13 protein-coding genes and 3 pseudogenes are annotated in these 21,363 nt (G+C 70.9%); 10 read left to right on the top strand and 6 right to left on the bottom strand.

Annotated elements, in window-relative coordinates:
* The first annotated feature begins 64 nt into the window (after positions 1-64).
* The 3 genes from ACFYXM_RS30020 to ACFYXM_RS30030 all read left to right on the top strand — a co-directional run bounded on the left by ACFYXM_RS30020 (position 65) and on the right by ACFYXM_RS30030 (position 3,399).
* The gene (locus tag ACFYXM_RS30020; protein WP_389294055.1) at positions 65-1,078 is read left to right on the top strand and encodes a hypothetical protein; all 1,014 of its coding nucleotides are present in this window, start codon (positions 65-67) and stop codon (positions 1,076-1,078) included.
* Positions 1,079-1,119: 41 nt separating this feature from the next.
* Positions 1,120-2,451: a Dyp-type peroxidase gene (locus ACFYXM_RS30025; protein ID WP_389294056.1), complete on the top strand. Its 1,332-nt coding sequence runs from the start codon at positions 1,120-1,122 to the stop codon at positions 2,449-2,451.
* A gap of 63 nt (positions 2,452-2,514) precedes the next feature.
* Positions 2,515-3,399 (top strand): hypothetical protein, encoded by an 885-nt coding sequence (locus ACFYXM_RS30030; RefSeq protein WP_389294057.1) that lies wholly within the window; start codon positions 2,515-2,517, stop codon positions 3,397-3,399.
* 169 nt (positions 3,400-3,568) lie between these two features.
* Here ACFYXM_RS30030 and ACFYXM_RS30035 read toward each other — a convergent pair whose 3' ends face one another.
* A complete protein-coding gene (locus ACFYXM_RS30035; protein WP_389294059.1) occupies positions 3,569-4,690 on the bottom strand; it encodes a PP2C family protein-serine/threonine phosphatase in 1,122 nt (373 codons plus the stop codon).
* A 487-nt stretch (positions 4,691-5,177) separates the two neighbouring features.
* On the opposite strand from ACFYXM_RS30035, the gene ACFYXM_RS30040 reads away from it, so the two are divergent.
* Entirely contained in the window at positions 5,178-6,743 is a 1,566-nt protein-coding gene (locus ACFYXM_RS30040) for a serine protease (protein ID WP_389294061.1), read from the top strand.
* Between the two features lie 121 nt (positions 6,744-6,864).
* Here ACFYXM_RS30040 and ACFYXM_RS30045 read toward each other — a convergent pair whose 3' ends face one another.
* Positions 6,865-7,653, bottom strand: coding sequence for a hypothetical protein (locus tag ACFYXM_RS30045; RefSeq protein ID WP_389294063.1), 789 nt, complete (start codon positions 7,651-7,653; stop codon positions 6,865-6,867).
* 257 nt (positions 7,654-7,910) lie between these two features.
* Here ACFYXM_RS30045 and ACFYXM_RS30050 point away from each other — a divergent pair, with 257 nt between their 5' ends.
* From ACFYXM_RS30050 to ACFYXM_RS30060, 3 genes are all read left to right on the top strand, one after another.
* Positions 7,911-9,383 carry an amidase gene (locus tag ACFYXM_RS30050; RefSeq protein WP_389294065.1) on the top strand — a complete coding sequence of 491 codons (1,473 nt, stop codon included), beginning with the start codon at positions 7,911-7,913 and terminating at the stop codon, positions 9,381-9,383.
* A 315-nt stretch (positions 9,384-9,698) separates the two neighbouring features.
* The gene (locus tag ACFYXM_RS30055; protein WP_389294066.1) at positions 9,699-12,245 is read left to right on the top strand and encodes a SpoIIE family protein phosphatase; all 2,547 of its coding nucleotides are present in this window, start codon (positions 9,699-9,701) and stop codon (positions 12,243-12,245) included.
* Positions 12,246-12,531: 286 nt separating this feature from the next.
* Positions 12,532-13,866, top strand: coding sequence for a glycosyltransferase family 87 protein (locus ACFYXM_RS30060; protein ID WP_389294068.1), 1,335 nt, complete (start codon positions 12,532-12,534; stop codon positions 13,864-13,866).
* A 186-nt stretch (positions 13,867-14,052) separates the two neighbouring features.
* On the opposite strand, the gene ACFYXM_RS30065 is transcribed toward ACFYXM_RS30060, so the two are convergent.
* Together ACFYXM_RS30065 and ACFYXM_RS30070 are read right to left on the bottom strand one after the other, a co-directional pair.
* Positions 14,053-15,117, bottom strand: a complete 1,065-nt coding sequence (locus ACFYXM_RS30065; RefSeq protein ID WP_389294070.1) for a biotin/lipoate A/B protein ligase family protein — start codon at positions 15,115-15,117, stop codon at positions 14,053-14,055.
* Positions 15,118-15,247: 130 nt separating this feature from the next.
* Positions 15,248-15,379: pseudogene (locus ACFYXM_RS30070) on the bottom strand (nucleotide sugar dehydrogenase); the annotation flags it as partial.
* A gap of 346 nt (positions 15,380-15,725) precedes the next feature.
* On the opposite strand from ACFYXM_RS30070, the gene metG reads away from it, so the two are divergent.
* Positions 15,726-17,450 (top strand): methionine--tRNA ligase, encoded by a 1,725-nt coding sequence (gene metG / locus ACFYXM_RS30075; protein WP_389294072.1) that lies wholly within the window; start codon positions 15,726-15,728, stop codon positions 17,448-17,450.
* 174 nt (positions 17,451-17,624) lie between these two features.
* On the opposite strand, the pseudogene ACFYXM_RS30080 reads toward metG, so the two are convergent.
* Positions 17,625-17,840, bottom strand: a pseudogene (locus ACFYXM_RS30080) (histidine phosphatase family protein); the annotation flags it as partial.
* On the opposite strand from ACFYXM_RS30080, the pseudogene ACFYXM_RS30085 reads away from it, so the two are divergent.
* Together ACFYXM_RS30085 and ACFYXM_RS30090 are read left to right on the top strand one after the other, a co-directional pair.
* Positions 17,826-18,069 (top strand): annotated as a pseudogene (locus ACFYXM_RS30085) (mobilization protein); the annotation flags it as partial. The pseudogenes ACFYXM_RS30080 and ACFYXM_RS30085 overlap by 15 nt on opposite strands.
* A gap of 439 nt (positions 18,070-18,508) precedes the next feature.
* On the top strand, positions 18,509-19,294 hold the full coding sequence (locus tag ACFYXM_RS30090; RefSeq protein WP_389294074.1) for an SAM-dependent methyltransferase: 786 nt from the start codon (positions 18,509-18,511) through the stop codon (positions 19,292-19,294).
* A 402-nt stretch (positions 19,295-19,696) separates the two neighbouring features.
* Here ACFYXM_RS30090 and ACFYXM_RS30095 read toward each other — a convergent pair whose 3' ends face one another.
* A complete protein-coding gene (locus ACFYXM_RS30095; RefSeq protein ID WP_389294076.1) occupies positions 19,697-20,842 on the bottom strand; it encodes a glutamate--cysteine ligase in 1,146 nt (381 codons plus the stop codon).
* Positions 20,843-21,363: the final 521 nt, after the last annotated feature.

Consider the following 21,363-nt stretch of genomic DNA (forward strand, 5'->3'; position numbering starts at 1 on the left):
GCGCCCGCAGCCTGAGCCGAGCGCGGGCCGGCGCGCGCACGGCCCACCGCTGAAGGGAGGCGGCATGAACGAGGCCACCACCGCCCGCACCTACAATCAGAACCACATCCCGCGCGCTCCCACTCCTGGTCGGCGGCGGGTGAGTATCTACGTCTCATGGAGCTACCCGGCCGAGGCGGGCAGGAACCCGGCCGAGCTGGACAACCGGTTCTCCACGATGACCGAGGTCCGGCGGGTGGCCTGGCCCGCCTACGAGGATCCGAAGTGGTCCGACCCACTGCGATTCCAGCAGGGCATCGCGGGTTCACTGGAGCTGTTCTTCTTGGCCTGGGTGCCGTTCCAGCAGTTCGTCGAGGAAACCACAGGACACCCCGTCCCCGTGTACCAGCGCATCGACCAGGCCGGTTTCCACACCCCGCTCGACGAGCGGGTACTGGCCGACACCGACACCCTGTTCGTGTTCGGGCTGGACCACATGGTCACCGGCCAGGAGGCCGAGCCAGGCGAAGTCGAGGCACTGCGGGCGTTCCTCGGCCGCGAGGACGCCTGCCTGGTCCTCGGGCCCCACCACGATGTGGGGGCATCGGACGACCTGGCGGTGCGGGACATCGAGTACCACCATCATGGCGACCCCCTCGTCCCCCGGCAGCAGCGCTTCGCCGGATACCTCCGGGGCGTGATGCACGCGCTCGGCGTGCCGGTGGAGAACCGCTACGGGCTGCGGCCCGCCGTGCGGGAGCAGAACAAGATCGCCCCGTTTTCCGCGTTCAGAGACCTGGACGCCAAGGGCTGGCTGGAGGGAGTGACCAACTTCAACTTCCACCAGCACCTGCCCCACTACGCCGTGACGACGGACGAGCCGGACATCATTCACGTCCTGGCCGAGCAGCCGATCGACACCTCCAGGCCGCATCCGTTCACCGAAGCCGGCAACAGCACGTTCAACATGTTCCTCTGGATGCCCCCCGAAGGTGAACGGGCCGGCGACATCCTGCTCGCCGACTCCACCATCTTCAGCTCCTTGTTCGGCGGTGATGAGAGCCTGCGCAATTTCTGGCGGAACCTCGTCACCAAGTAGCGACGCAGGCCATCGCAGCGAGCGGTGAGGAGGCGATATCCGTGAACACAACGCGAGACGCACTGGAGCTCGACGACATTCAGCGCGGAGTGCTCGCCTCCCGGCCGACCCCGTACGCGGCGACCTATCTGGTGTTCCACATCAGTGACCGGGCGCACGGGAGGGAGCTGATGCGGCGCGCGAGCGCGGTGGTGACCTCGGCCGCCGACTCGGTCAGCCCCTCGGGGGAGACGTGGGTAAGCGTCGCGCTCACCCACCACGGGCTGGAGGCCCTCGGCGTGCCCGGCGCCTCGCTGGAGACGTTCGCGTGGGAGTTCCGGCAGGGGATGGCCGCACGTGCCGGAGCGCTGGGCGACGACGGCGGGAGCAGCCCCGAACACTGGGAAGCACCACTGGGCACCCCGGATGTCCATGTGGTGCTCACCGCGGTCGCACCCGACCCCGAGCGGCTGGAGGAGGCCATCGACCGGGCCCGCCCCGCCTACGAGCAGCTCACCGGGGTGACCGCGATCTGGCGGCAGGACTGCTACGCGCTGCCCACCGAGACCGAACACTTCGGCTACCGCGACGGCGTGAGCCACCCGGTCGTCGAAGGCAGCGGCATCGCAGGGTCGAACCGGCTGGAGACGCCGCTGAAGGCGGGCGAGTTCGTGCTCGGCTACCGGGACGAGATCGGCGGCATCCAGGTGCCGCAGCCGGAGGTTCTGGGACGCAACGGCAGCTACGCGGTCTTCCGTAAACTCCACCAGGATGTCGCCGCGTTCCGCCGCTACCTGCGCCAGGCCGCCACCGGCCCTGAGGACGAGGAGCTGCTGGCCGCCAAGATCATGGGTCGCTGGCGCAGCGGAGCTCCGCTGGCGCTGAGCCCGCACCACGACGACCCCGCTCTCGGCTCGGACTCCGGCCGGCGCAACACCTTCCTGTACGCGCGGGACGATCCTGATGGATTCGTCACCCCTGCCGGTTGTCACATCCGCCGTGCCAATCCCCGTGACGCCTCGGTGGCGGGCGAGGTGCGTCTGCACCGCATGATCAGACGCGGCGCCGTCTACGGCCCACCACTGCCCGACGGGCACCTGGAGAACGACGGGGTGGACCGGGGTCTGATGTTCACGTTCATCGGGGCCCACCTGGGGCGGCAGTTCGAGTTCGTCCAGTCCCAGTGGATGAACGACGGTGTGTTCTTCGGCGCAGGCGATGCGAAAGACCCCGTCGCGGGGTCCCACGACGGCAGCGGCGGCTTCACCGTTCCCCGGCGGCCGGTGCGCCGACGCCTGCCCCCGCTGCCGCGGTTCGTCGTCACCCGCGGCGGCGAGTACTGCTTCCTGCCCGGCCTGCGCGCCCTGCGCTGGCTCGGCGATCTGCGGGACTGACCGTGCGCGAGCCGCGCCCCGGCACCACGGCGAGGCGGCTCCGCAGGCCCGAGGGGTCGGCTCATGGAGACACTGCATCTGCTGTTCAACGCCGTCACCGTGATCTTCATCGCGGCCACCATGTTCGCTGCCGGCCTCGGAACCACCGTCGCGGCCCTGCGGAGCGTCTTCACCGACATCCCGCTGCTCGCGCTGGCCCTGCTCGCCAACCTGGTGGTCCTCCCGCTGCTCGGCTGGGGCATCAGCACGCTGTTCGGCCTGCCCGCTGCGGCGTTCATCGCCGTCGTCCTGGCGGCCTCCTCGCCGGGCGGGCCCTTCGGGGCGAAGCTGGCCATGGTGCAGAGCGGCGATGTCGTCGCAGGCGCGGCCATGCAGGTGCTGCTCGCCACCATCGGCAGCCTCACCTTCGCCCCCACCGCCAACGGGATCCTCAAGGCCGCCGACGTCGGCCAGGAAGTCTCCCTCGACGTCGCGGCACTGGTGGGAACCGTGGCCCTGTTGCAGCTCCTCCCGTTCGCCGTCGGTCTGCTGGTGCGCCACTGCGCAGCACCCACTGCACGAGCGTGGCACCCCACGGCGACCGCGCTCTCGAACGTGACCTTCCTGATCGTGCTGGCGGGCATGCTTCTCGGGAACTGGCGTGACGTCCTCGCCCTGCTCGGCTCGCTCACCCTGCTGGCCGGGGTCGTCCTCGCGGCCGCCGCCTTCGCCGTCGGCACCCTGCTCGCCACCGGGCCGCAGACGCGTCGCACCACCATGGGAGGCGTCGCCGCCGTACGCAATGCCGGGCCCGCCCTGGCAGCGATCGGTATCGCCTTCGCCAACCAACCCGCCATCCTCGGCGCGCTCGCCGCGGTCCTGCTCAGCGGCCTGGCAACAACCCTCCCGATCGCCGCGGTGCTCAACAGCCGCAGAAACCGCCCCCTGGCAGGCGGACAGACACACTGACCAGCACACCGCCTGCACATGCTCGCGCCGGGCGTCGAGGCCGCCCGGCCCTTCACCGCGAGGTCATCGACCACCCGGTCGATGTGCCCGGGCGCCATTTCCCGTGCAGGCCGGCCCGGGGCCGCGAGGGTTCGCTCCGGCAGACTGTGCGGTGTGTGCCGTGATGCGCTCAGCGGTACGGTGACCGCCGGACGCACAGGACCGCCACGTCGTCGTGCTGGCCTCCCTCCCCGGCGAACGTGCGCGCGTCGTCGTAGAGGGCGCGGGGCAGGTCGGTGGGGGAGAGGGTCGCGCGCTTGGTGAGGCGATCGGCGAGGGGGTAGAACGTGCCGTCGGCAGCGCGGGTCTCGGTGAGCCCGTCCGTGGTCAGCAGCAGCGTCGCGCCGGGCGGGAAGGCGAACCAGTCGACGGTCGCGGGTTCGACGGCGAGTTCGGCGAGACCGAGGGGGACGCCGGATGCGAGGGCCGGCGTGGTGACGGTGCCATCGTGCAGCAACTGCGGCGGAATATGCCCGCAGTTGATCACTTGAACCTCTTCGTGCGGGTCGACGTTGATGATGAGCGCTGTGACGAACCGTTCGTCGTCGCCGGTCCGCGCGGCGTAGGAGTTGTGCCGTACGACAGAGGCATCGAGGGCATCGGCGAGTGCGGTCAGGGTGGGCTCTCGGTGGGCCGTCGCACGGAAGGTGCCGATGACGGCGAACGCGGCGCCGACCGCGGGCAGGCCCTTGCCCTGGACATCGCCGATCAGAACCCGGGTTCCCCACGGGGAGACGACGACGTCGTAGATGTCGCCGCCGATGAGCCGGTCCTCCTGCACGGGCTCGTACACTCCGTCCACCAGGACGTCGTCGGTGAGCATGGGCAGAGGGCGCAGGATGTGGCGCTGCATCGCCGCGGCGGTGGAGCGCAGTCGCAGTGTCTCGTGTTCGCGGCGGATCCGACGGTGGCAGGCGTAGACGGACGCCGCGCCCAGGGCGAGGGTGAGCAGGACCATGAGGATCCTGTCGAGCCACGGCCGCCCGTCACCGTGCCGGACCAGCATGGTGACGATGACCACGAGCGCGGTCCATGCGAACACGAACTTCGTCTGGCGTACGGTGCACAGGGCTGACGCCGCCCCCGGCAGGAATACAAGGAGCCCGAGGAGCCACACCGGGGACTCGGACAGGGTCCCGAGGACCATCACCAGGACCGTCACCGACACCACACCGATCAGTACTTCGGTGTCGCGAGGTGGCTCGATCGCTTGGACGGGACGAGCGGAACTCTTCGGATGCTTACGGGGCACGGGACCTCCCGGGCAGATGGTGCACTCTCCGTACGGTAACGACCTGGGGAACGATAGGGAGTGGATCAGCGAGCGGCGTCGTGCGGCTTCGGATCCGGGGCGGAGGAGGGAGGCGGATGGGGTCTGTCCTGCTCGAAAGCAGCTGAGAGCTCGGGGAAGGGGCGTCGGTGACCGACGACGACGCGGGAGGCGGAGTCGCAGGGCGCCGGGAGCCCGCTCCCTCTTGCTCCCAGGTCGTAAGCAGGCCCGGCTGTGGGCGAGCCGCGCCCCGCCGGACGACGCCCCTGCGCCGTGGCCGGTGCCCTGGGCAGGGGGCGCGGCCCGTGGCGCTCCTCCCGTGGTCCACCGCTCCCCGACAACCCGGTCCGGCCCGCACCACGAGGGGGAAGACCTCCCGGTCGCGGCAGTCGTCCCAGCATCCACGGGCGCAGACCGAAATGTGGCGCAGTTCACAGGAACTCCGGTGTCGGTCCGAGCAGTACAGGACATGACCACTTCTTCCGTACCTCGCCGGAACGTCCTCCGGACCCTGGCCGTCGCCGTCGCCCTGGTCGGCAGCACGACGCCCGCCTGGGGCAGCGCGGCCTTCGCCGCAGAGCCGGAGACGTACACCCTCACGATCAAGCACCTGGACCGCACCGGTCACGCGACAGGGAAGTACACCACCCACGTCACCGGAATCTCCGGAGCCGGTGCCGACGAGTCGCTCCAGCCGTACGACGCCTCCGGCACCACCACCATGCGGCTGCCCAAGGGCCGGTACATGCTGGACAGCTCCCTGACCACCGGTAAGGAGACGGACGGCACGGACTGGGTCATTCAGCCGCGCCTCGATCTCGACCACGACACCACCGTCACCGTCGACGCGCGGACCACCGCCCCCGTCGACGTACGGCCCCCCGACGGCTCCGCGAGCTTCCTGCACAGCGGGATGTTCGTCGAGGTCACGCACAACGGTGCCACGCGGATGGCCAACATCATCAACTCCGCGCCGAATCTGCGCGTGGCCCACATGGGACCCGAGGCCGAAGCCGGGTCCGTGAAGCAGTGGTTCGACGCCTACTGGAAGACGGACACCGTCGGCTACGCGCTCGGCCAGACCTTCACCGGCACCCGCGCCCTGACCGGACTCGCACGGCAGTATTCCGCGCAGGAGCTGGCCACCCTGCAGATCCGTGGCGCGGCCCGGCCAGGCGCCACAGGCACCGCGTTCTTCGATCTGCAGCCGACCGTCGGACCGACCGTCGGCGCCTCTCAGACCATGGCGGTTCCCGGTACCGCCACCTTCCTCGTCACACCCCAGCGCGGTACCTGGGACATCGGCTTCGCGGCCCCCGGTGCAGCCGGTGCCGCGCCGAACCGCTACTCCGCCGACCGCGTCGCCGTGCGGGCCGGGGCCACGACGATCCAGACCTTTGACAACGCGGTCTTCGGCCCCGCCCTCACCGATCGTCCCGCCGCCGAACGCGACGGCGACACGATCAGCGCGAATATCCCGCTGCTCGCCGACGGCGACGGCCACGTGCCGTCGTCACCGTCGTACGCCACGGCCTACACCACGCTGCACCGCAACGGCGTACTGGTCGGCACCCAGTCCGGTGTGCCCGGACGCGCCGAGTTCACCGTGCCCTCGGCGCAGGCGCCGTACCGCATGACCAGCACGGTGAACCGCAGGGGCGCGACCGGAGCCACCAGCCGCGTGACCGCGTCGTGGACCTTCACCTCCGGCACGACGGCCGGCCCGGCCCCGGTGCCGGTGAGCGTCGTGCGCTTCTCGCCCGAGCTCAGCCCGACCGGCACCGCGGCAGCCAAGAGCCGGCTCCGGGTCCCGGTCGCCGTGCAGGGTGCTGCTGCGAACGGCCGCACCCGCTCGCTGACGGTCTCGGTGTCCACCGACGGCGGCGTCTCATGGGCCCGGGTCCCGGTCGACCGCGGCGCCGCCACGATCCAGAACCCGGCGTCGGATACCGGTGTCTCCCTGCGCGCGGAGCTGACCGATACCGACGGTAACACCCTCGACCAGACCATCATCGACGCCTACCGCACCCAGTGAACCCGGCAGCCGCCTGAAGACGGCTCCGGTCCGGTGGGCGACCTGCCGCCCGGGCTGCCGGTCCCCCGGCAGCCCGGGCCACCCTCTTTCGAAACACGCCCTCCAGGCGGCCGGTCCGCAATCACAGGGGCGCCGTCGTACGGCCCAGCAGAGCGTTGACGTCGTACGTCTCGTCCGGCGGCGGGGTGGTCGCGGGCACCGGCGCGTCGAACGCCGAGAGGTCCGCGACCGCGTGCGCCCCGCCGCCCTCCACCGTGATCCTCAGCGGGTAGGGCCGGCCGGTGGCGGCGACGTACATCGTCAGTGTCCGGCCGTCCCTGATCCGGGTCAGCGGCACCACCGGAGCACCGTCGAGCGTGGTGCGCCTGCCCTTGTTCAGCGTGCCCCGGTCGTTCTCCGCGTTGTCGACGACCAGCCGGCGGAGATGGTCCAGATCGCATCCGGCCGTCACACCGTGCAGCCTCGGATCGTCGGCCGAAGCCCTCAGGTACCGCCCGTCGAGGATCGCGGCGAACGCCGGGCCGCCGACCGGCACCTGGTTCTTCCAGAAGTCCGCGTCGGGCTTGAGCCACACGTCGTCGGCGCGCTTCACGATCCGGACCGAACCCCGGCCGCCGCCGAGGTCCACCGAACCGTCGCAGTTGCCGTCCCGGTCCATGGTGAGTTCCAGCCGCGCCGACGGGTTGCGGCCGCTGAGGTCGCCCCGCGAGCCGAGGTGCAGGGAACGGACACCGAGCAGCGCGTCGCGCGAGCGGTCGGCGATCTGCTGGGCGGAGAGCGTGTCGATGCCGTTGTCCGCCCGGGCCGTACCGCCTCCGAGGACGCCGCCGCTCACGAGCCCCGCCACCGTCAACAGGGCTGCGGCCAGGGCGATCCGGCGTGCGCCGGTGCGTCGGGTGGTGGTGATCACGGAGCCTCCCTCCACGAGCCCGTAAGGGCCGGTCCAGGTGTGCGGTCCGATCCATCCGAGCGTACGACGCAGCGGGACGCGGTGCGCGACGGCGCACGCCGGGGCGGGCGGGCCGCGTTGCGCCGTCGCTCGGAAGAACGCTTCGGGCCCAACGGTTGAGCGGACCGTCCCGGACTGGTTACCCTCCGGTAAGCGCGTGCGGTCACACGGGTGCGGGCGCGGCACGCACCCGCCGACACGAGGAAGGCGGGCAGCCCATGTCCTCAACGGAAGCCGTGGCGGCCACCGGACCGGCCCACCCGGCCGGACTGGCCGACAGCGCACGGGAGCTGGCCGAGGGCCGGACCACCTCGGCAAGGCTGGTGTCCGAGGCCCTGGCCCGTATCGAGGCCTGCCACGACACCCTCAACGCGTTCCGTCATCTGCGTGCCGATGCCGCGCTCGCCGAGGCGGCCGAGGCCGACCGCCGGCTCGCGGCGGGGGAGCGGCTGCCGCTGCTCGGGGTGCCGGTCGCCGTCAAGGACGACACCGATGTCGGCGGGATGCCGACCTACTTCGGCTGCGGCGGCGATCTGCCCCCGGCCACCGCCGACAGCGAGGCCGTACGACGGCTGCGGGCCGCCGGTGCCGTGATCGTCGGCAAGACCAACTCCTGCGAACTCGGTCAGTGGCCGTTCACCGAGGGCCCCGCCTTCGGCGCCACCCGCAACCCGTGGCACACCGGGCACACCCCTGGCGGCTCGTCCGGCGGGTCCGCCGCGGCCGTCGCCGCCGGACTGGTGCCCGCGGCCCTCGGGTCGGACGGCGCCGGTTCCGTCAGGATCCCCGCGGCCTGGACCCATCTCGTCGGCATCAAACCGCAGCGCGGCCGGATCTCCGTCCACCCCCACAGCGACGCCTTCCAGGGACTCACCGTCAACGGACCGCTGGCCAGGACCGTCGCCGACGCGGCCCTGCTGCTCGACGCGGTCGCCGGACCCCACCCCGACGATCCGCACCGCCCGCCCGCCGTCGAGGCATCGGCCGCCGCCCGCCGCGAACCGGGCCGGTTGCGCATCGCCCTGGCCTGGCGCCCCCCGCTCACCCTCACCCGTGCCGAGCCCCACCCCGACGTGCGCCGGGTCGTCACCGCCCTGGCCGAGACGCTCGCCCTCCTCGGCCACGACGTCGAGGAGGCCCGGCCCCGCTACGGGCTGATCGGGCTCGGCTTCGTCCCCCGCGCCACCGCGGGGATCGCCGAACTCGCCGCCCGCCACCCGGACCCCGCGCTCCTCGACCCCCGCACCCGCAGCGCGCTGCGTACCGGAACCCGGCTCGGCGGCCGGGTGGTGCGTGCGGCCAGGGCGCGGGAAGTGAGCCAGCACCGCCGGATCGGCGCGTTCTTCCGCGCGCCCGGCGCGGCCACCGGCTACGACGTGCTGCTCACTCCGACGACCGCCCTGCCGCCGCCCCCGATCGGCAGGTTCGACGGGCTGAGCGCCTGGCGCACCGACGTGGCGATGGCCGAGGCGTGCCCGTACGCCTGGCCCTGGAACGTGCTGGGCTGGCCGGGCGTCAATGTTCCGGCCGGATTCACCTCCGAGGGGCTGCCCGTCGGAGCCCAGTTGCTCGGCCCCTCCCGCAGCGAGGAACGGCTGATCTCGCTCGCCGCCCAGCTGGAGGCGGAACGCCGTTGGTACGAGTTCCGGCCGCCCGGCGCCCGTCCCCTCCCGGCCGCGGGCGGGCGGTGACCTCCCCGTTCCGCCCCCTCGCGGTCGCGTCGACGGCCGGCCTCCGATGGGACGACGGCGGTTCGAGGACGGGCCCAGGCCGGTCGGCCGGCCCGTCGCCGGACCACCCGAGCGGCCCACCGGACCCGTGACGAGCGATCGTGCCCACCGGTCACGCCCGGCGGACGCCGACTCCCCGCCGACGGCATGTGCCGGACGCGTCCGGCGACGCTCCGCGCACGCCGTTGTCCGCACGGCGGGGCGCCGCGGACGTTCGCACCGGAGCGCCGCAGGCAGGACCATGGAGTGGACCGGAGTGGATGGGTGGTGAGCAGCATGGCGTCCGCAGACCCGCAGTCCGCGCCCGGCGGCGAACCGCCGCAGCCCAGCTTCCTCGGCAACCCCCACGCCGCCTTCGACACGGCGAACGACGCGACGGCGGTGATCTCCGGAACCGGAACGGTCATCGGATGGACGCAGAGCGCACAGGACCTCCTCGGGTACCGCGCCGCCGAGGTCGTCGGGCGCTCCGCCGCGTTCCTGCTCGCGATGCCCGAGGACCCGGTCCGCGTCGCGGGAATCGCCGAACGGTGCCGTGCCGGCGCCGGGTGGACGGGGGTCGGCGAGGTGCGGCGGCGTGACGGGCGGCGGACCGAGGCGGATCTGCGGGTCTCCGCCTCCTTCCAGCTGGACGGCCGGGAGGCATTCTTGGTCTCCGCCCGGGAACGGAGGGCGGAGCTGGCGGTGGGGCAGTCCGTGCTGGACGCCTTCCTGACCAGTTCGCCGATCGGCATGGCCGTGATGGACCCGCAGCTGCGCTGCGTCTGGGTGAACGACACCCTGGAGCGGATCGGCGGCATCCCGCGTGAGCATCGCCTGGGCCGCCGCATGAGCGAACTGCTCCCGGGACTGGAGGCCGACGCCATCGAGACCCTGATGCGCAGGGTGCTGGACACGGGCGTCCCCGTCATCGACTACGAGTACCGGGGCTGGAGCTGGGCCGACCCGCACCGCCAGCACGCGTATTCCAGCTCGTTCTTCCCGCTGACCGACGGCGAGGGCGCCGTCACCGGCGTCTGCTACATGGTCACGGACGTCACCGACCGGTGGAAGGCTCAGCAGCGTCTGGCCCTGGTCAATGACGCCGGGGCCAGTATCGGCAGCACCCTGGACGTGATGCGCACCGCCCAGGAACTGGCCGACTTCGCGGTGCCGCGCTTCGCCGACCTGGTCTTCGTCGACCTGCTGGAACCGGTGGCCCGCCCCGGGGAACCGGGGCTGTGGCCGGGCGACCCGGGACACGCACCCGCGGGGTTCACCACCACGCCGCTCTCCGGCAGGGGAGCCGTCCGTACGAGCGCCGCCTCGTCCTCGCCCCGGATGCGGCGCGCCGCCATGAGCTCGGTGCGGGAGGGCGTCCCGGAGGCGGTCTGCCGGGTCGGGGACCCGGTGGACTTCCTGCCGCCGCCGTACGATGCGCGGTTCCTCGTCGAGGGCGAGCCCGTCCTGATCCCGGTCCTCGAATCCCTCAGCCGTCTGCTGACCGTCGAGCAGCCCGCGCGCGCGGAACGCATCCGCGAATTCGGCCTGCACTCCCTGATCGTGGCGCCCATGCGGGCCCGGGACACGGTCCTCGGCCTGACCACCTTCATGCGCTCGGTGAACAAGGTACCGTTCGAACCGGACGACGTGCTGCCCGCCCGCGAACTGGTGGCCCGCGCGGCGGTGAGCGTGGACAACGCCCGCCGCTACACCCGCGAGCACGCCGCGGCGCTGACCCTGCAGCGCAGTCTGCTCCCGCACACCCTGCCCGGAGGAATGGCCCTGGACGTGGCCTCCTCGTACCTCCCGGCGGACGCCAAGGACGGGGTCGGGGGAGACTGGTTCGACGTGATTCCGCTCTCCGGCGCCCGGGTCGCCCTGGTCGTCGGCGACGTCGTCGGACATGGCATCAGCGCCGCCGCCACCATGGGCAGGCTCCGCACCGCGGTCCACACCCTCGCCGACATGGACCTCCCTCCCGACGAACTCCTGGCCCACCTCGACGACCTCGTGCTGCGCCTGAGCGAGGAGGAGCCCGAAGGCGAGGCGAGCGGCTCGACCGTGCTCGGTGCCACCTGTCTGTACGCGATCTACGACCCGGTCACCCAGGGCTGCACCATGGCCCGCGCGGGCCACCCGCCGCCCGCCGTCGTCACCCCGGACGGGCGCGTCAGCTTTCCCGAACTGCCCCCGGGACCACCGCTGGGGCTGGGCGGAATGCCCTTCGAGACCGCGGAGATCGAACTCCCGGAAGGCAGCCTGATCGCCCTCTACACCGATGGCCTCATCGAGGGACGGGACCGGGATCCCGAACTCGGCATGTCCCGCCTCGGCGGCGCCCTGGCCCAGCGCGGACTCCCCCTGGAAGCGCTGTGCGACTCGGTCGTCGAGCAGTTGCTTCCCGCCCCGCAGCCGGACGACGTGGCCCTGCTGCTGGCCCGCACCCACGAGCTGAGCGCCGAGCACGTCGTCTCGTGGGAGGTGCCCTCCGACCCGGCGGCCGTCGCGGGCGTGCGGTCGCGCACCGCACGTCTGCTACGGAGCTGGGGCCTGGAGGAGCTGGAGATGACGACCGAGCTGATCGTCAGTGAACTGGTCACCAACGCCGTGCGATACGCCACGGGACCGATCCGGTTGCGGCTGCTGCGTCAGTCCGTCCTGATCTGCGAGGTCTCCGACACCAGCAGCACCTCACCGCGGCTGCGGCACGCCAGGACCACGGACGAGGGCGGTCGTGGCCTCTTCCTGGTCGCCCAGCTCACGCGCCGCTGGGGCACCCGCTACACACCCGAGGGAAAGGTCATCTGGACCGAACAGGATCTTCCGAGGACCGGTGACTGAGTCTCCCGCGGACCGGCGGCCGGATCTTCTGCGGGCCGGCGAACGGACCTTCTGCGGGGCGGCGGCCGGAAGGCGCTCCCCGACCGTGTTCCGTCCGCGCCGCACGCTGCGGCCCGCGCCGCGTGAGCACGCACGCACGTGATCATATGATCTATGGCCGGTGAGTATAGTCCCGTGCATGATCTCCGCCTTCCCCCCATGTGATCAGTTCGTACGCGGTGTGCGCCCATGCGCGCACCGTGTGGTGGTGCCCGGTGCCCGAATATCCGACCGGGGCCGGTGACGGATGTCGACAGCGATTCGGAAGCAGGAACCGGGAGCCGGTTCCGGACGCGCGAGCGGCGCGTCGCCCCGGAAGCGGCGCTGGGACTGGCCGGTGCTGCTGGTGTGCGCGGTCTCGGCGCTGGCGGTGGGGCTGTCCTCGCCCCCCGGTACGGCGCAGCAGGCCTGGGGCCTGGCCGCCGCGGTCGGTTACGGCTGCGCGGCCGTGGTCGCGCTGAGAACGGCCACGCCGTGGTCCCGGATCCCCGCCGTCGTCGCGACCGCCGGATCGGTGGTGGCCCCCCTGCTCTACCTCACCGTCGTCGGCAAGGCGCAGATGGAGGTCGGAGTCGTCGAACGGGCGGCCGACCTGCTGTTCTCCTCCGGGACCGTGTACAACGACGCTCCGCACGTGGTGCCGGACTTCAATCCGTACCTGCCCGGAATGGCACTGTTCGGCATTCCCCACGTGCTGTTCGGCGACACCCCGTTCACCAGCGCCCGGCTGTGGTTCGCGCTCGGTTTCCTGGCCGCGATGATCGGTACCGTACGGGTGCTGACCAAGGGGCGGGAGACTGCGGGCGGTGCGGGCGGTGCCTCCGTCCCCTCGGCCGTGACGGGCGTGTTCTGGCTGGTCGCCTGCCCCGTCGTCGCGCTGCCACTGACCATCGGGGGCGTCGACCCGCCGGTCATCGGACTCGTCTGCCTGGCCCTGGCTTTCGCGGACCGGCGCAACGACCTGGGGGCGGGGCTGGCCCTCGGCGCGGCCGCCGCGCTCAAGTGGACCGCCTGGCCGGCCATCCCGGTGGTCGTCGCCCTGTTCGCGGTGTGCCTCGGCAGGCGTGCCGCCGTCAGGAGCGCGGTGCTCGCCGTCGGGATCGCGGTGCTGTGCACCGTGCCCGTGGCGCTGGTGGACATGGACGCGTTCTACCAGAACGTGGTCCTCTACCCGCTGGGTCTGGGAGAGGCCGCGTCGACGGCGCAGAGTCCGCTGCTCGGGTACCTGATCGTCACCCTGGTCCCGCACGGGCAGACGGTGACCGTCGTGCTCATCGGGCTGAGCGCCCTTGGCGTGGGGGCCTCCCTGCTGGTGCGCCCGCCGCGGACCCCCGTCGAGGCCGCGGACAGGCTCGCGCTGGGGCTGCTCTTCGCGATCGTGCTGTCCCCGGCCACGCGCATCGGCTATGCCATCTTCCCCGTCGTCCTCTTCGTCTGGCCCCGGTTCGCGGCCCGTCTGTCGGCGGGGCAGGCCACGGAGCCCGCGAACGAGGCGGGGGAGGGCGGGACCTCGCAGGCCGCGACCGCTGTGCCGCGGCAGCCGGAATCCGGACGGAGCCTGACCGGCACCGCCGACCTGTAGACGCCGGCTCCCCCGGGGCCGCCCGCTCCTGCGGACGCGCGCTCCCGAAGTCGCCCCCGACAGCAGCACACCGAAACCGACACCGCCCCGCCGGTCGCACGCAGTGCGCGACCGGCGGGGCGGTGTCGTGGCGGGGGCGGTGTCGTGGCGGGTCACGGACCCCGGCAGGTCATGGGACCAGGGCGGTCACGGCACCCGGGCGGTCCATTCGTCGGTGGTGAACTTCGTCCGCGCCAGCTTCTCCGCCTGGGCCATCTCTTCCGCTGTGACCTCGCCGTTGGTCAGTCCGTAGCGGTTGCGGAAGGAGGCGATCATGTTCTCGATCACCTGCTCCCGGGCGAGTCCCGTCTGGCGGCGGAGCGGGTCGACGCGCTTCTTGGCGCTCTTGGTGCCCTTGTCGGAGAGCTTCTCCTTGCCGATGCGAAGGACCTCGAGCATCTTGTCGGCGTCGATGTCGTACGACATGGTCACGTGGTGCAGGACGGCCCCGGGGCCACCGTCGGGGCCGACCATTCGCTTCTGGGCGGCGCCGGCGACCTTTCCGGCGTCGGTCGCGATGTCGTTCAGCGGCTGGTACCAGGCCTTGATACCCATGTCGCCGAGCGCGCCGAGTACCCAGTCGTCGAGGTAGGCATAGCTGTCGGCGAACGAGAGGCCGGAAACCAGCGACTCCGGCACGGACAGGGAGTACGTGATGGTACTCATGGGCTCTACGAACATGGCTCCGCCACCAGAAATGCGGCGTACCACGGTCATTCCGTGCTTCGCTGCGCCTGCGGGGTCCACCTCATTGCGCAGCGACTGGAAGCTGCCGATGACCACAGCAGGCGAGGCCCATTCCCAGACCCGCAGCGTGGGAGCGCGCCGCCCGGCGGCCACCTCGGCGGTGAGAACCTCGTCCAGTGCCATGTGCAGGGCCGGGGCCTGCGGTTCCATGTGCACCAACTGCCAGGCGTAGTCGCTCCACTCGGTCGCATGGGCCAGCGCCCGCCGAACAGCGATGCCGACGCCCTCCGCGGTCAGTCCGAACATGACGGTCGACTCCGGCAGCGCTGCCGTGATCCGGGCCGCCAGACCTGCGGCGTCCGTCGAGGAAGGGGCGCCTTCCAAGGCCCTGTCGATCGAGAGGATTGCCTCGTCGGGTTCCAGGAAGAAGTCCCCGGCGACGCGCACATTGCGTAGTACGCCTTCCTCGACGTCCAGATCTACGGTGACAAGCTTGCCGCCGGGCACCTTGTACTCGCCATGCACGGTTTGTCCCTTCCAGTGCGTGGCGTGGCCCCTGAGCCTGTTGCTCCGACATGAGATAGCCGCGCACGTACTTCGCATCGCACTTTAATGCCGGCTCGTGACGAGCAACTACGCGGCCTCGATGCCGCTTGCGCCCGGCGTCCACGTCGAGGCCGACGACGTGATGCCCGACCTCGGCGGCTCGGACCGCCAGCGGGAGCCCGACGTATCCCTGCCCCACGACGGCAACGCGGAGCCGACGGGTTTCGTGATTCCTGATCATGCGGTCCACCTCGCTGAAATCGGGGGCCGGGGTAGCGGGGACGTATGCGCGGCGTGTGTCCGCAGGGGGTGGTGACCGTAGGATGGGGAGCGCCTCGGCCGTACGAGACTCGCTTGGCCGCCTGTCTCGGACGGCCGGGTGCTTTTCGGGGGTGGCCCGGGCCGGGAAAACCCGCAGGCTGGCCAAACCCCCGGTTCGATACGATGCCGGTGGCTTGCAATCCCGTTCCGTCACCATGCGTGACGCTGACGTGCGATCGGAGTGATCGCGTCGACTGCGGCCTCCCGACCTGGGCCCGCCGTGGCAGCGCCATCGGCGCCGTACGTACGAAATGGAGCATCCAAGGATGGCTCGACACCTGGTAACCAGCGCGCTTCCCTACATCAACGGGATCAAGCACCTGGGCAACATGGTCGGGTCGATGCTTCCGGCGGACGTGTACTCCCGGTACCTCCGCCAGCGTGGCCACGATGTCCTCTACGTCTGCGCCACCGACGAGCACGGCACGCCGGCCGAGCTGGCTGCCAAGGAGGCCGGTCTGTCCGTCGCCGAGTTCTGCGCTCAGGCGCACGACGCGCAGAAGGCCGTGTACGACGGCTTCGAGCTGGCCTTCGACTACTTCGGGCGCAGTTCCTCGCAGCAGAACGTCGAGATCACCCAGCACTTCGCTCGCAAGCTGAACGAGAACGGCTTCATCGAAGAGCGTGCGATCCGTCAGGTGTACTCGCCGGTCGACGGCCGTTTCCTTCCGGACCGGTACGTCGAGGGCACCTGCCCGCACTGCGGGTACGACAAGGCCCGCGGTGACCAGTGCGAGAACTGCACGCGCGTTCTCGACCCGACCGACCTGATCGCCCCGCTCTCGGCGATCAGCGGTTCCACGGACCTGGAGATCCGTGAGACCAAGCACCTCTTCCTGCTGCAGTCCAAGCTCCAGCACGAGGTCGAGGAGTGGATCGCCACCGTAAGTGCGGAATGGCCGCACCTGTCCACGTCCATCGCCCACAAGTGGCTGACCGAGGGCCTGAACGACCGTGCCATCACCCGCGACCTTGATTGGGGCGTGCCCGTTCCGGCCGACACCTGGCCGGAGCTCGCGGCCGAAGGCAAGGTCTTCTACGTCTGGTTCGACGCCCCGATCGAGTACATCGGCGCGACGAAGGAGTGGGCGGACGCCTCCTCCGAGAGCGAGAGCCGTGACTGGAAGTCGTGGTGGTACGAGGCCGACGACACTGTCCGTTACACGCAGTTCATGGCCAAGGACAACGTCCCCTTCCATACGGTGATGTTCCCGGCCACCGAACTCGGCGTGCGCGAGCCCTGGAAGAAGGTCGACGTCGTCAAGGGCTTCAACTGGCTGACGTACTACGGCGGCAAGTTCTCCACCTCCCAGAAGCGTGGCGTCTTCACCGATGCCGCCCTGGAGATCCTTCCCGGCGACTACTGGCGTTACTTCCTGATCGCCAACGCCCCAGAGTCCGACGACTCCTCCTTCACGTGGGAGCACTTCACCGCCACGGTGAACAAGGACCTGGCGGACACCCTCGGCAACTTCGTCAACCGCGTGCTGTCGTTCTCCCGCAAGCGGTTCGGCGACGAGGTCCCGGCCGGGCGCGCCGCCGGCGACGCGGAGGCGAAGCTGGGCGAGGAGATCGCGCGCCTGCTGGCCGAGTACGAGGAGCACATGGAGGCGCTCCAGTTCCGCAAGGCCGCCGCTGCCCTGCGCGCACTGTGGTCCGCGGGCAACTCCTACCTTGAGGAGAAGGCCCCCTGGCTGGAGATCAAGACCGACGCCGACGGCGCCGCGCTGACTCTCCGCACCGCCATGAACCTGATCCACCTGTACGCGGTCGTCTCCGAGCCGTTCATCCCGACCACGGCCGCCGCCATGCGCGGCGCCTTTGAGCTGGAAAACGACACCGCGACCTGGGTGACCGCCGACCAGGCCAAGTCCCTGGACGCCGTCCCGGCCGGCACCGCTTTCACGGTGCCGTCGGTGCTCTTCGCGAAGATCACGGAGGAGGACCTGGAGTCCTACCGTGAGCGCTTCGGCGGCGCCCCGGAAGTCTGACAGACATCCCCGCACCCGTACCGTCCCGACTCTCATCGGGCGGTGCGGGCGCTGAGGAGGATGGGCAGGTCCGCGGGAGAGACGTTCAAGAGTCGTATGCGCGGAGACGGACGGGCCGTCAATCTCCACGCACGTGACCCCGGCGGACCCGGGCACGTGCTGGAGGTACCGGTCGAAGCCGTTCCCGGTGAGCCACAGCAGCAGGCAAGCGATGCCCCCGCCGTGCCCGACGAGGATGGTCGTTCGCCGTGCCCCGGAGCAGACCTCGTCCCACAGGTCCACGTAACGGGCCTGGACGTCCTCCGGCGAATCACCACCCGGTGTGCGGAGCCGGTGGATCGGCACACCGTGGCGAGCGGCCTCGGCGGCGGCGAGCTCCACGTGTGGCACTGCTCGGTCCGGACCGCCCCCGGCGACCGGCGGTTCTCCGACGAGGAGTGGAACCCCCGTCGCCCAGCGCATCGTCCACGCCACCGGCATCGCGGATGGTGATCCCGACGGCTGCCGGTGGATCGCCGTCCGCCACGCGGAAGACCACATCCACATCGTCGCCACCCTGGTCCGCGGCGACCTGCGTAACCCGCGCCTCAACTACGACTTCAACAAGGCCCACAGCGATCTGCTGTATGCGGTCGCGATCGATGATGGGTTGAAAATCGTGGCCTTGTACAGGGAAGACGTCATGAAGGGCTCTCCGCTAAGGGCTGTCCCGTAATCCGTGGCGGACCAGCGCGCGGCGTCGGATGTGGTGCATCGCAAGGCGGAGGGGCGTCCGCATACTGGATGTATGCGGACGTTCCGACAACGCGGCGAGGTGCTACAGCTGTCGTCGCGCGCCCGCCAGGGATTACGGGACAGCCCTTCGTCCGCTGGCGGCACTCACAAGGCGTGCGTATCCCTCGAGTTGGCTCTCCCGTGGCCGTTCGGGCGTTGAGGGAGCCAACGGGGCGGGCCGCCCATCAGCAGCACTGGCACACGCTCGCCAGCAGTATTTAAGATGAAGCTCGACGGTTCCGGGCACAGATTCGTGACCTGTGCACATACAAGTGAGGTTGCGTGTGAGTAACAGCCCTGAAACCGAAGCACAGTTCCGCAGTGGTGTACCCCACTCGGCCAGAGTCTGGAACTATTGGATCGGAGGCAAGGACCACTACCCGGTGGACCAAGAACTGGGAGACCAGGTGCTGGCGAGCTACCCTCAGGGTCGGGAACTCGCCCTGGCCTCACGCGCATTCCAGGTCCGTGCGGTCCAATACCTGGCCGGCGCGGGAATCACCCAGTTCCTCGACATCGGGACCGGGCTCCCCGCCCAGAACAGCACTCATGAGATCGCGCAGATCATCCAGCCGCAGGCACGCATCGCGTACGTCGACAACGACCCGCTGGTTCTTGCCCACGCCCGGGCGCTGCTGACGAGCGCACCGGCTGGCATGACCGACTACATCGACGCAGACATGCTGGATGCCGAACGTGTTCTCGACGAAGCGAACCGGACGCTGGACATGAAGCAGCCCATCGCAGTCATGCTCCTGTCCACACTGGGGCACACCGAACCCAAGACCGGTATCGGTCTCACGCGCCGATACATGCGCGACCTCCCGGCGGGCAGCCACCTCGTCCTCTGCGACACGATCTCCACGCCCGAGACACTTGCGGCGCAGGAGGCATACGCAGCGGGGGACACCCCGCCATACCTGGTACGTCAGCCCGAGGAGATCCGCGCGAGCGCCGACGGCATGACGTTGGTCGAGCCCGGATTCGGGTCGATCTCGCTCTGGCGCCCGAATCCCGATGACGACACCAGCAATCCTGTCGACCAGTGGGGATTCGTCGCCCGTAAGTAGGACCGCACGCCGGGTCGAGGCTGTGGAGACCAGCTACGGCCCGGCGAACAGCGTCGCTGCTGGCGCCGGGTGGGGGTACCGGTACGCGAGCCGGTGGGCAACACGGTCGTAGACTTCCTCACTACTTCGTACTGACAGCCACCGCACTGCGCATGCACGGCAACGAACTACCCAGGCCCCGGATCAGGTCGTACTCCCGCATACTCGGTGGCTGGGCTGAGTTCATGCGGCGGTGCGTCGCAGACAGCCGTGCGGCGATGAGTGGGCCGATCTTGGGGTCGAGTTCCTCCAGGGCGGAGCGGTAGGCGCGGTGGCCGGGTCCCCGACGCGGTTCCCAGCGGTCCTGACAGTCCTGACAGGGCTGACGGTCCCCCTGGGGCCGCAGAGTTCCGGCACGGGGTGCTACGCGGGCAGTGGAGCGCGGGTCTGTTCGACGAGCAGGGCGGTGACATCGCTGATCCGGCCGTCGCGGGCATGAGCGGCCCGCTGGCGATGTGCCCCGCTGCCGCAGCGGAGCAGCCGGTCGATGAGACCGGTGACGACGGTGGTGTCGCCGCAGGCGTCCAGACCGGGCAGCGCGGCCTTCAACGTGCGGTCGAGCAGGGCGCGGGCGGGTGTCAGGGCGCCGGTCGTGGTGTCCACGCCGTTCCCCTCCAGGCCGTCGTGCGCGGCTCGCCACAGGGCGAGGCGGAGGCCCCGGTCGGGCACCTCGGCGGCGGGGCGGTCGTCCGCTACGGCCTGGAGCGCGGCGGTGGCCAGGCCGCGGACGAGGAGGGCGAGCAGCAGTGCCTCCTCGGCGGTGGCGGCCACGTCGGCGACGCGTATCTCCAGGGTGGGCAGGCGTGGGGCGGGCCGGATGAACCAGTACACCATTCCCGGATCGAGGGCGGCGCCGCCGTCGAGCAACGCGTCGACGGCGTGGTGGTAGTCGTCGGGGGTGCGGTACAGCGGCGGGGGACCGGAGGAGGGGAGTCGGGACCAGAGGATGTTGCGCCAGCTGGCATGACCGGTGTCCCGCCCCTGGTAGAAGGGCGAGTTGGCGCTCAGCGCGAGCAGGGTGGGCAGATGGGGCCGCAGATGGTTGGAGACGGCGAGGGCGGTGGGCAGGTCGGGCATGCCGATGTGGACGTGGCAGCCGCACACGGTGTGGGACTCCACCAGATCGCCGAACCGGTCGCTGATGTGCCGGTAGCGGGGCTTGTCGGCCAGCGGGAGCGGCACGGGGGTGCCGTACGGGGCGCAGCCGGCGGCGACGAGACCGAGGCCGTGCCGCTGAGCAGCCTCGGCCAGCGCGTGCCGGGCCGCCGCGAGATGGTGGTGGGCCTGGTCGGCGAAGCGACAGACCGGAGTTGCGGCCTCCAACTGGAACCGCGTGATCTCCTCGGTCAGCGTGCCGGCCGCGGGAGCGGCGGTACGCAGGACGAGGGGCGCCTGTGCCGCCGGACGGCTCGTCTCCGGGTGCAGCAGGAGGAACTCCTCCTCGACGCCGAAGGTGAGCGGGGCGTCGTCGTGGTGCGCGTTCAGCGGGTTGGTGCGACCGTGTGCCATGTGCGACTCCGTTCCTGCGGGGCGGAGGTGCTTCCCCGCATCAGAAAGCTGGTGTCGACGTGACCGGTCGGGCAGAGGAACCGCCCCGCGGCCCGGGTCACGTTGGTGAGGGCGCGTGCTGACGGTGCGTCGGGGAATGTGGGGCCGGGTCAGGGTTGCATGTTCGGGCCGGGCTGACCAGGCCGCCCCACGAATGGGTATCGACCTCGCCCACGATTGGCGGTGGGAGAAGGAGCGGCGTCCGGGGTCTTCGAATCCAAGGCGGAGGAGGGAGTCGGATGGGGTCTCCCCTGCTCGAACGCAGCTGAGAGCTTGGGGAAGGAGCGTCGGCAACTGACGACAACGCCGGAGGTGGAGGTCCCAGACGCCGCGACGACGCTGACAATCGTGGGCGAGGTCGTAAGCGCCCCGGTGCGCCACCGCGCAGAAAGCGGTCCGGGGCCGTGTGGTGGGAAGTCACCACACGGCCCCGGACCGGGACAACGGCAGAAGAGCCCGCGCTGTCAGCCCTTGCGGGCCCT

The sequence above is a fragment of the Streptomyces sp. NPDC002476 genome, assembly GCF_042889785.1.
GTDB lineage: Bacteria > Actinomycetota > Actinomycetes > Streptomycetales > Streptomycetaceae > Streptomyces.

Excerpts from the sequence above, each read along its gene's own strand:
- ACFYXM_RS30055 (WP_389294066.1), top strand. The coding sequence starts at position 9,699 with ATGGCGTCCGCAGACCCGCAGTCCGCGCCCGGCGGCGAACCGCCGCAG.
- ACFYXM_RS30060 (WP_389294068.1), top strand. The coding sequence starts at position 12,532 with ATGTCGACAGCGATTCGGAAGCAGGAACCGGGAGCCGGTTCCGGACGC.
- ACFYXM_RS30020 (WP_389294055.1), top strand. The coding sequence starts at position 65 with ATGAACGAGGCCACCACCGCCCGCACCTACAATCAGAACCACATCCCG.
- ACFYXM_RS30030 (WP_389294057.1), top strand. The coding sequence starts at position 2,515 with ATGGAGACACTGCATCTGCTGTTCAACGCCGTCACCGTGATCTTCATC.
- ACFYXM_RS30040 (WP_389294061.1), top strand. The coding sequence starts at position 5,178 with ATGACCACTTCTTCCGTACCTCGCCGGAACGTCCTCCGGACCCTGGCC.
- ACFYXM_RS30095 (WP_389294076.1), bottom strand. The coding sequence starts at position 20,842 with ATGGCACACGGTCGCACCAACCCGCTGAACGCGCACCACGACGACGCC.
- ACFYXM_RS30050 (WP_389294065.1), top strand. The coding sequence starts at position 7,911 with ATGTCCTCAACGGAAGCCGTGGCGGCCACCGGACCGGCCCACCCGGCC.
- metG (WP_389294072.1), top strand. The coding sequence starts at position 15,726 with ATGGCTCGACACCTGGTAACCAGCGCGCTTCCCTACATCAACGGGATC.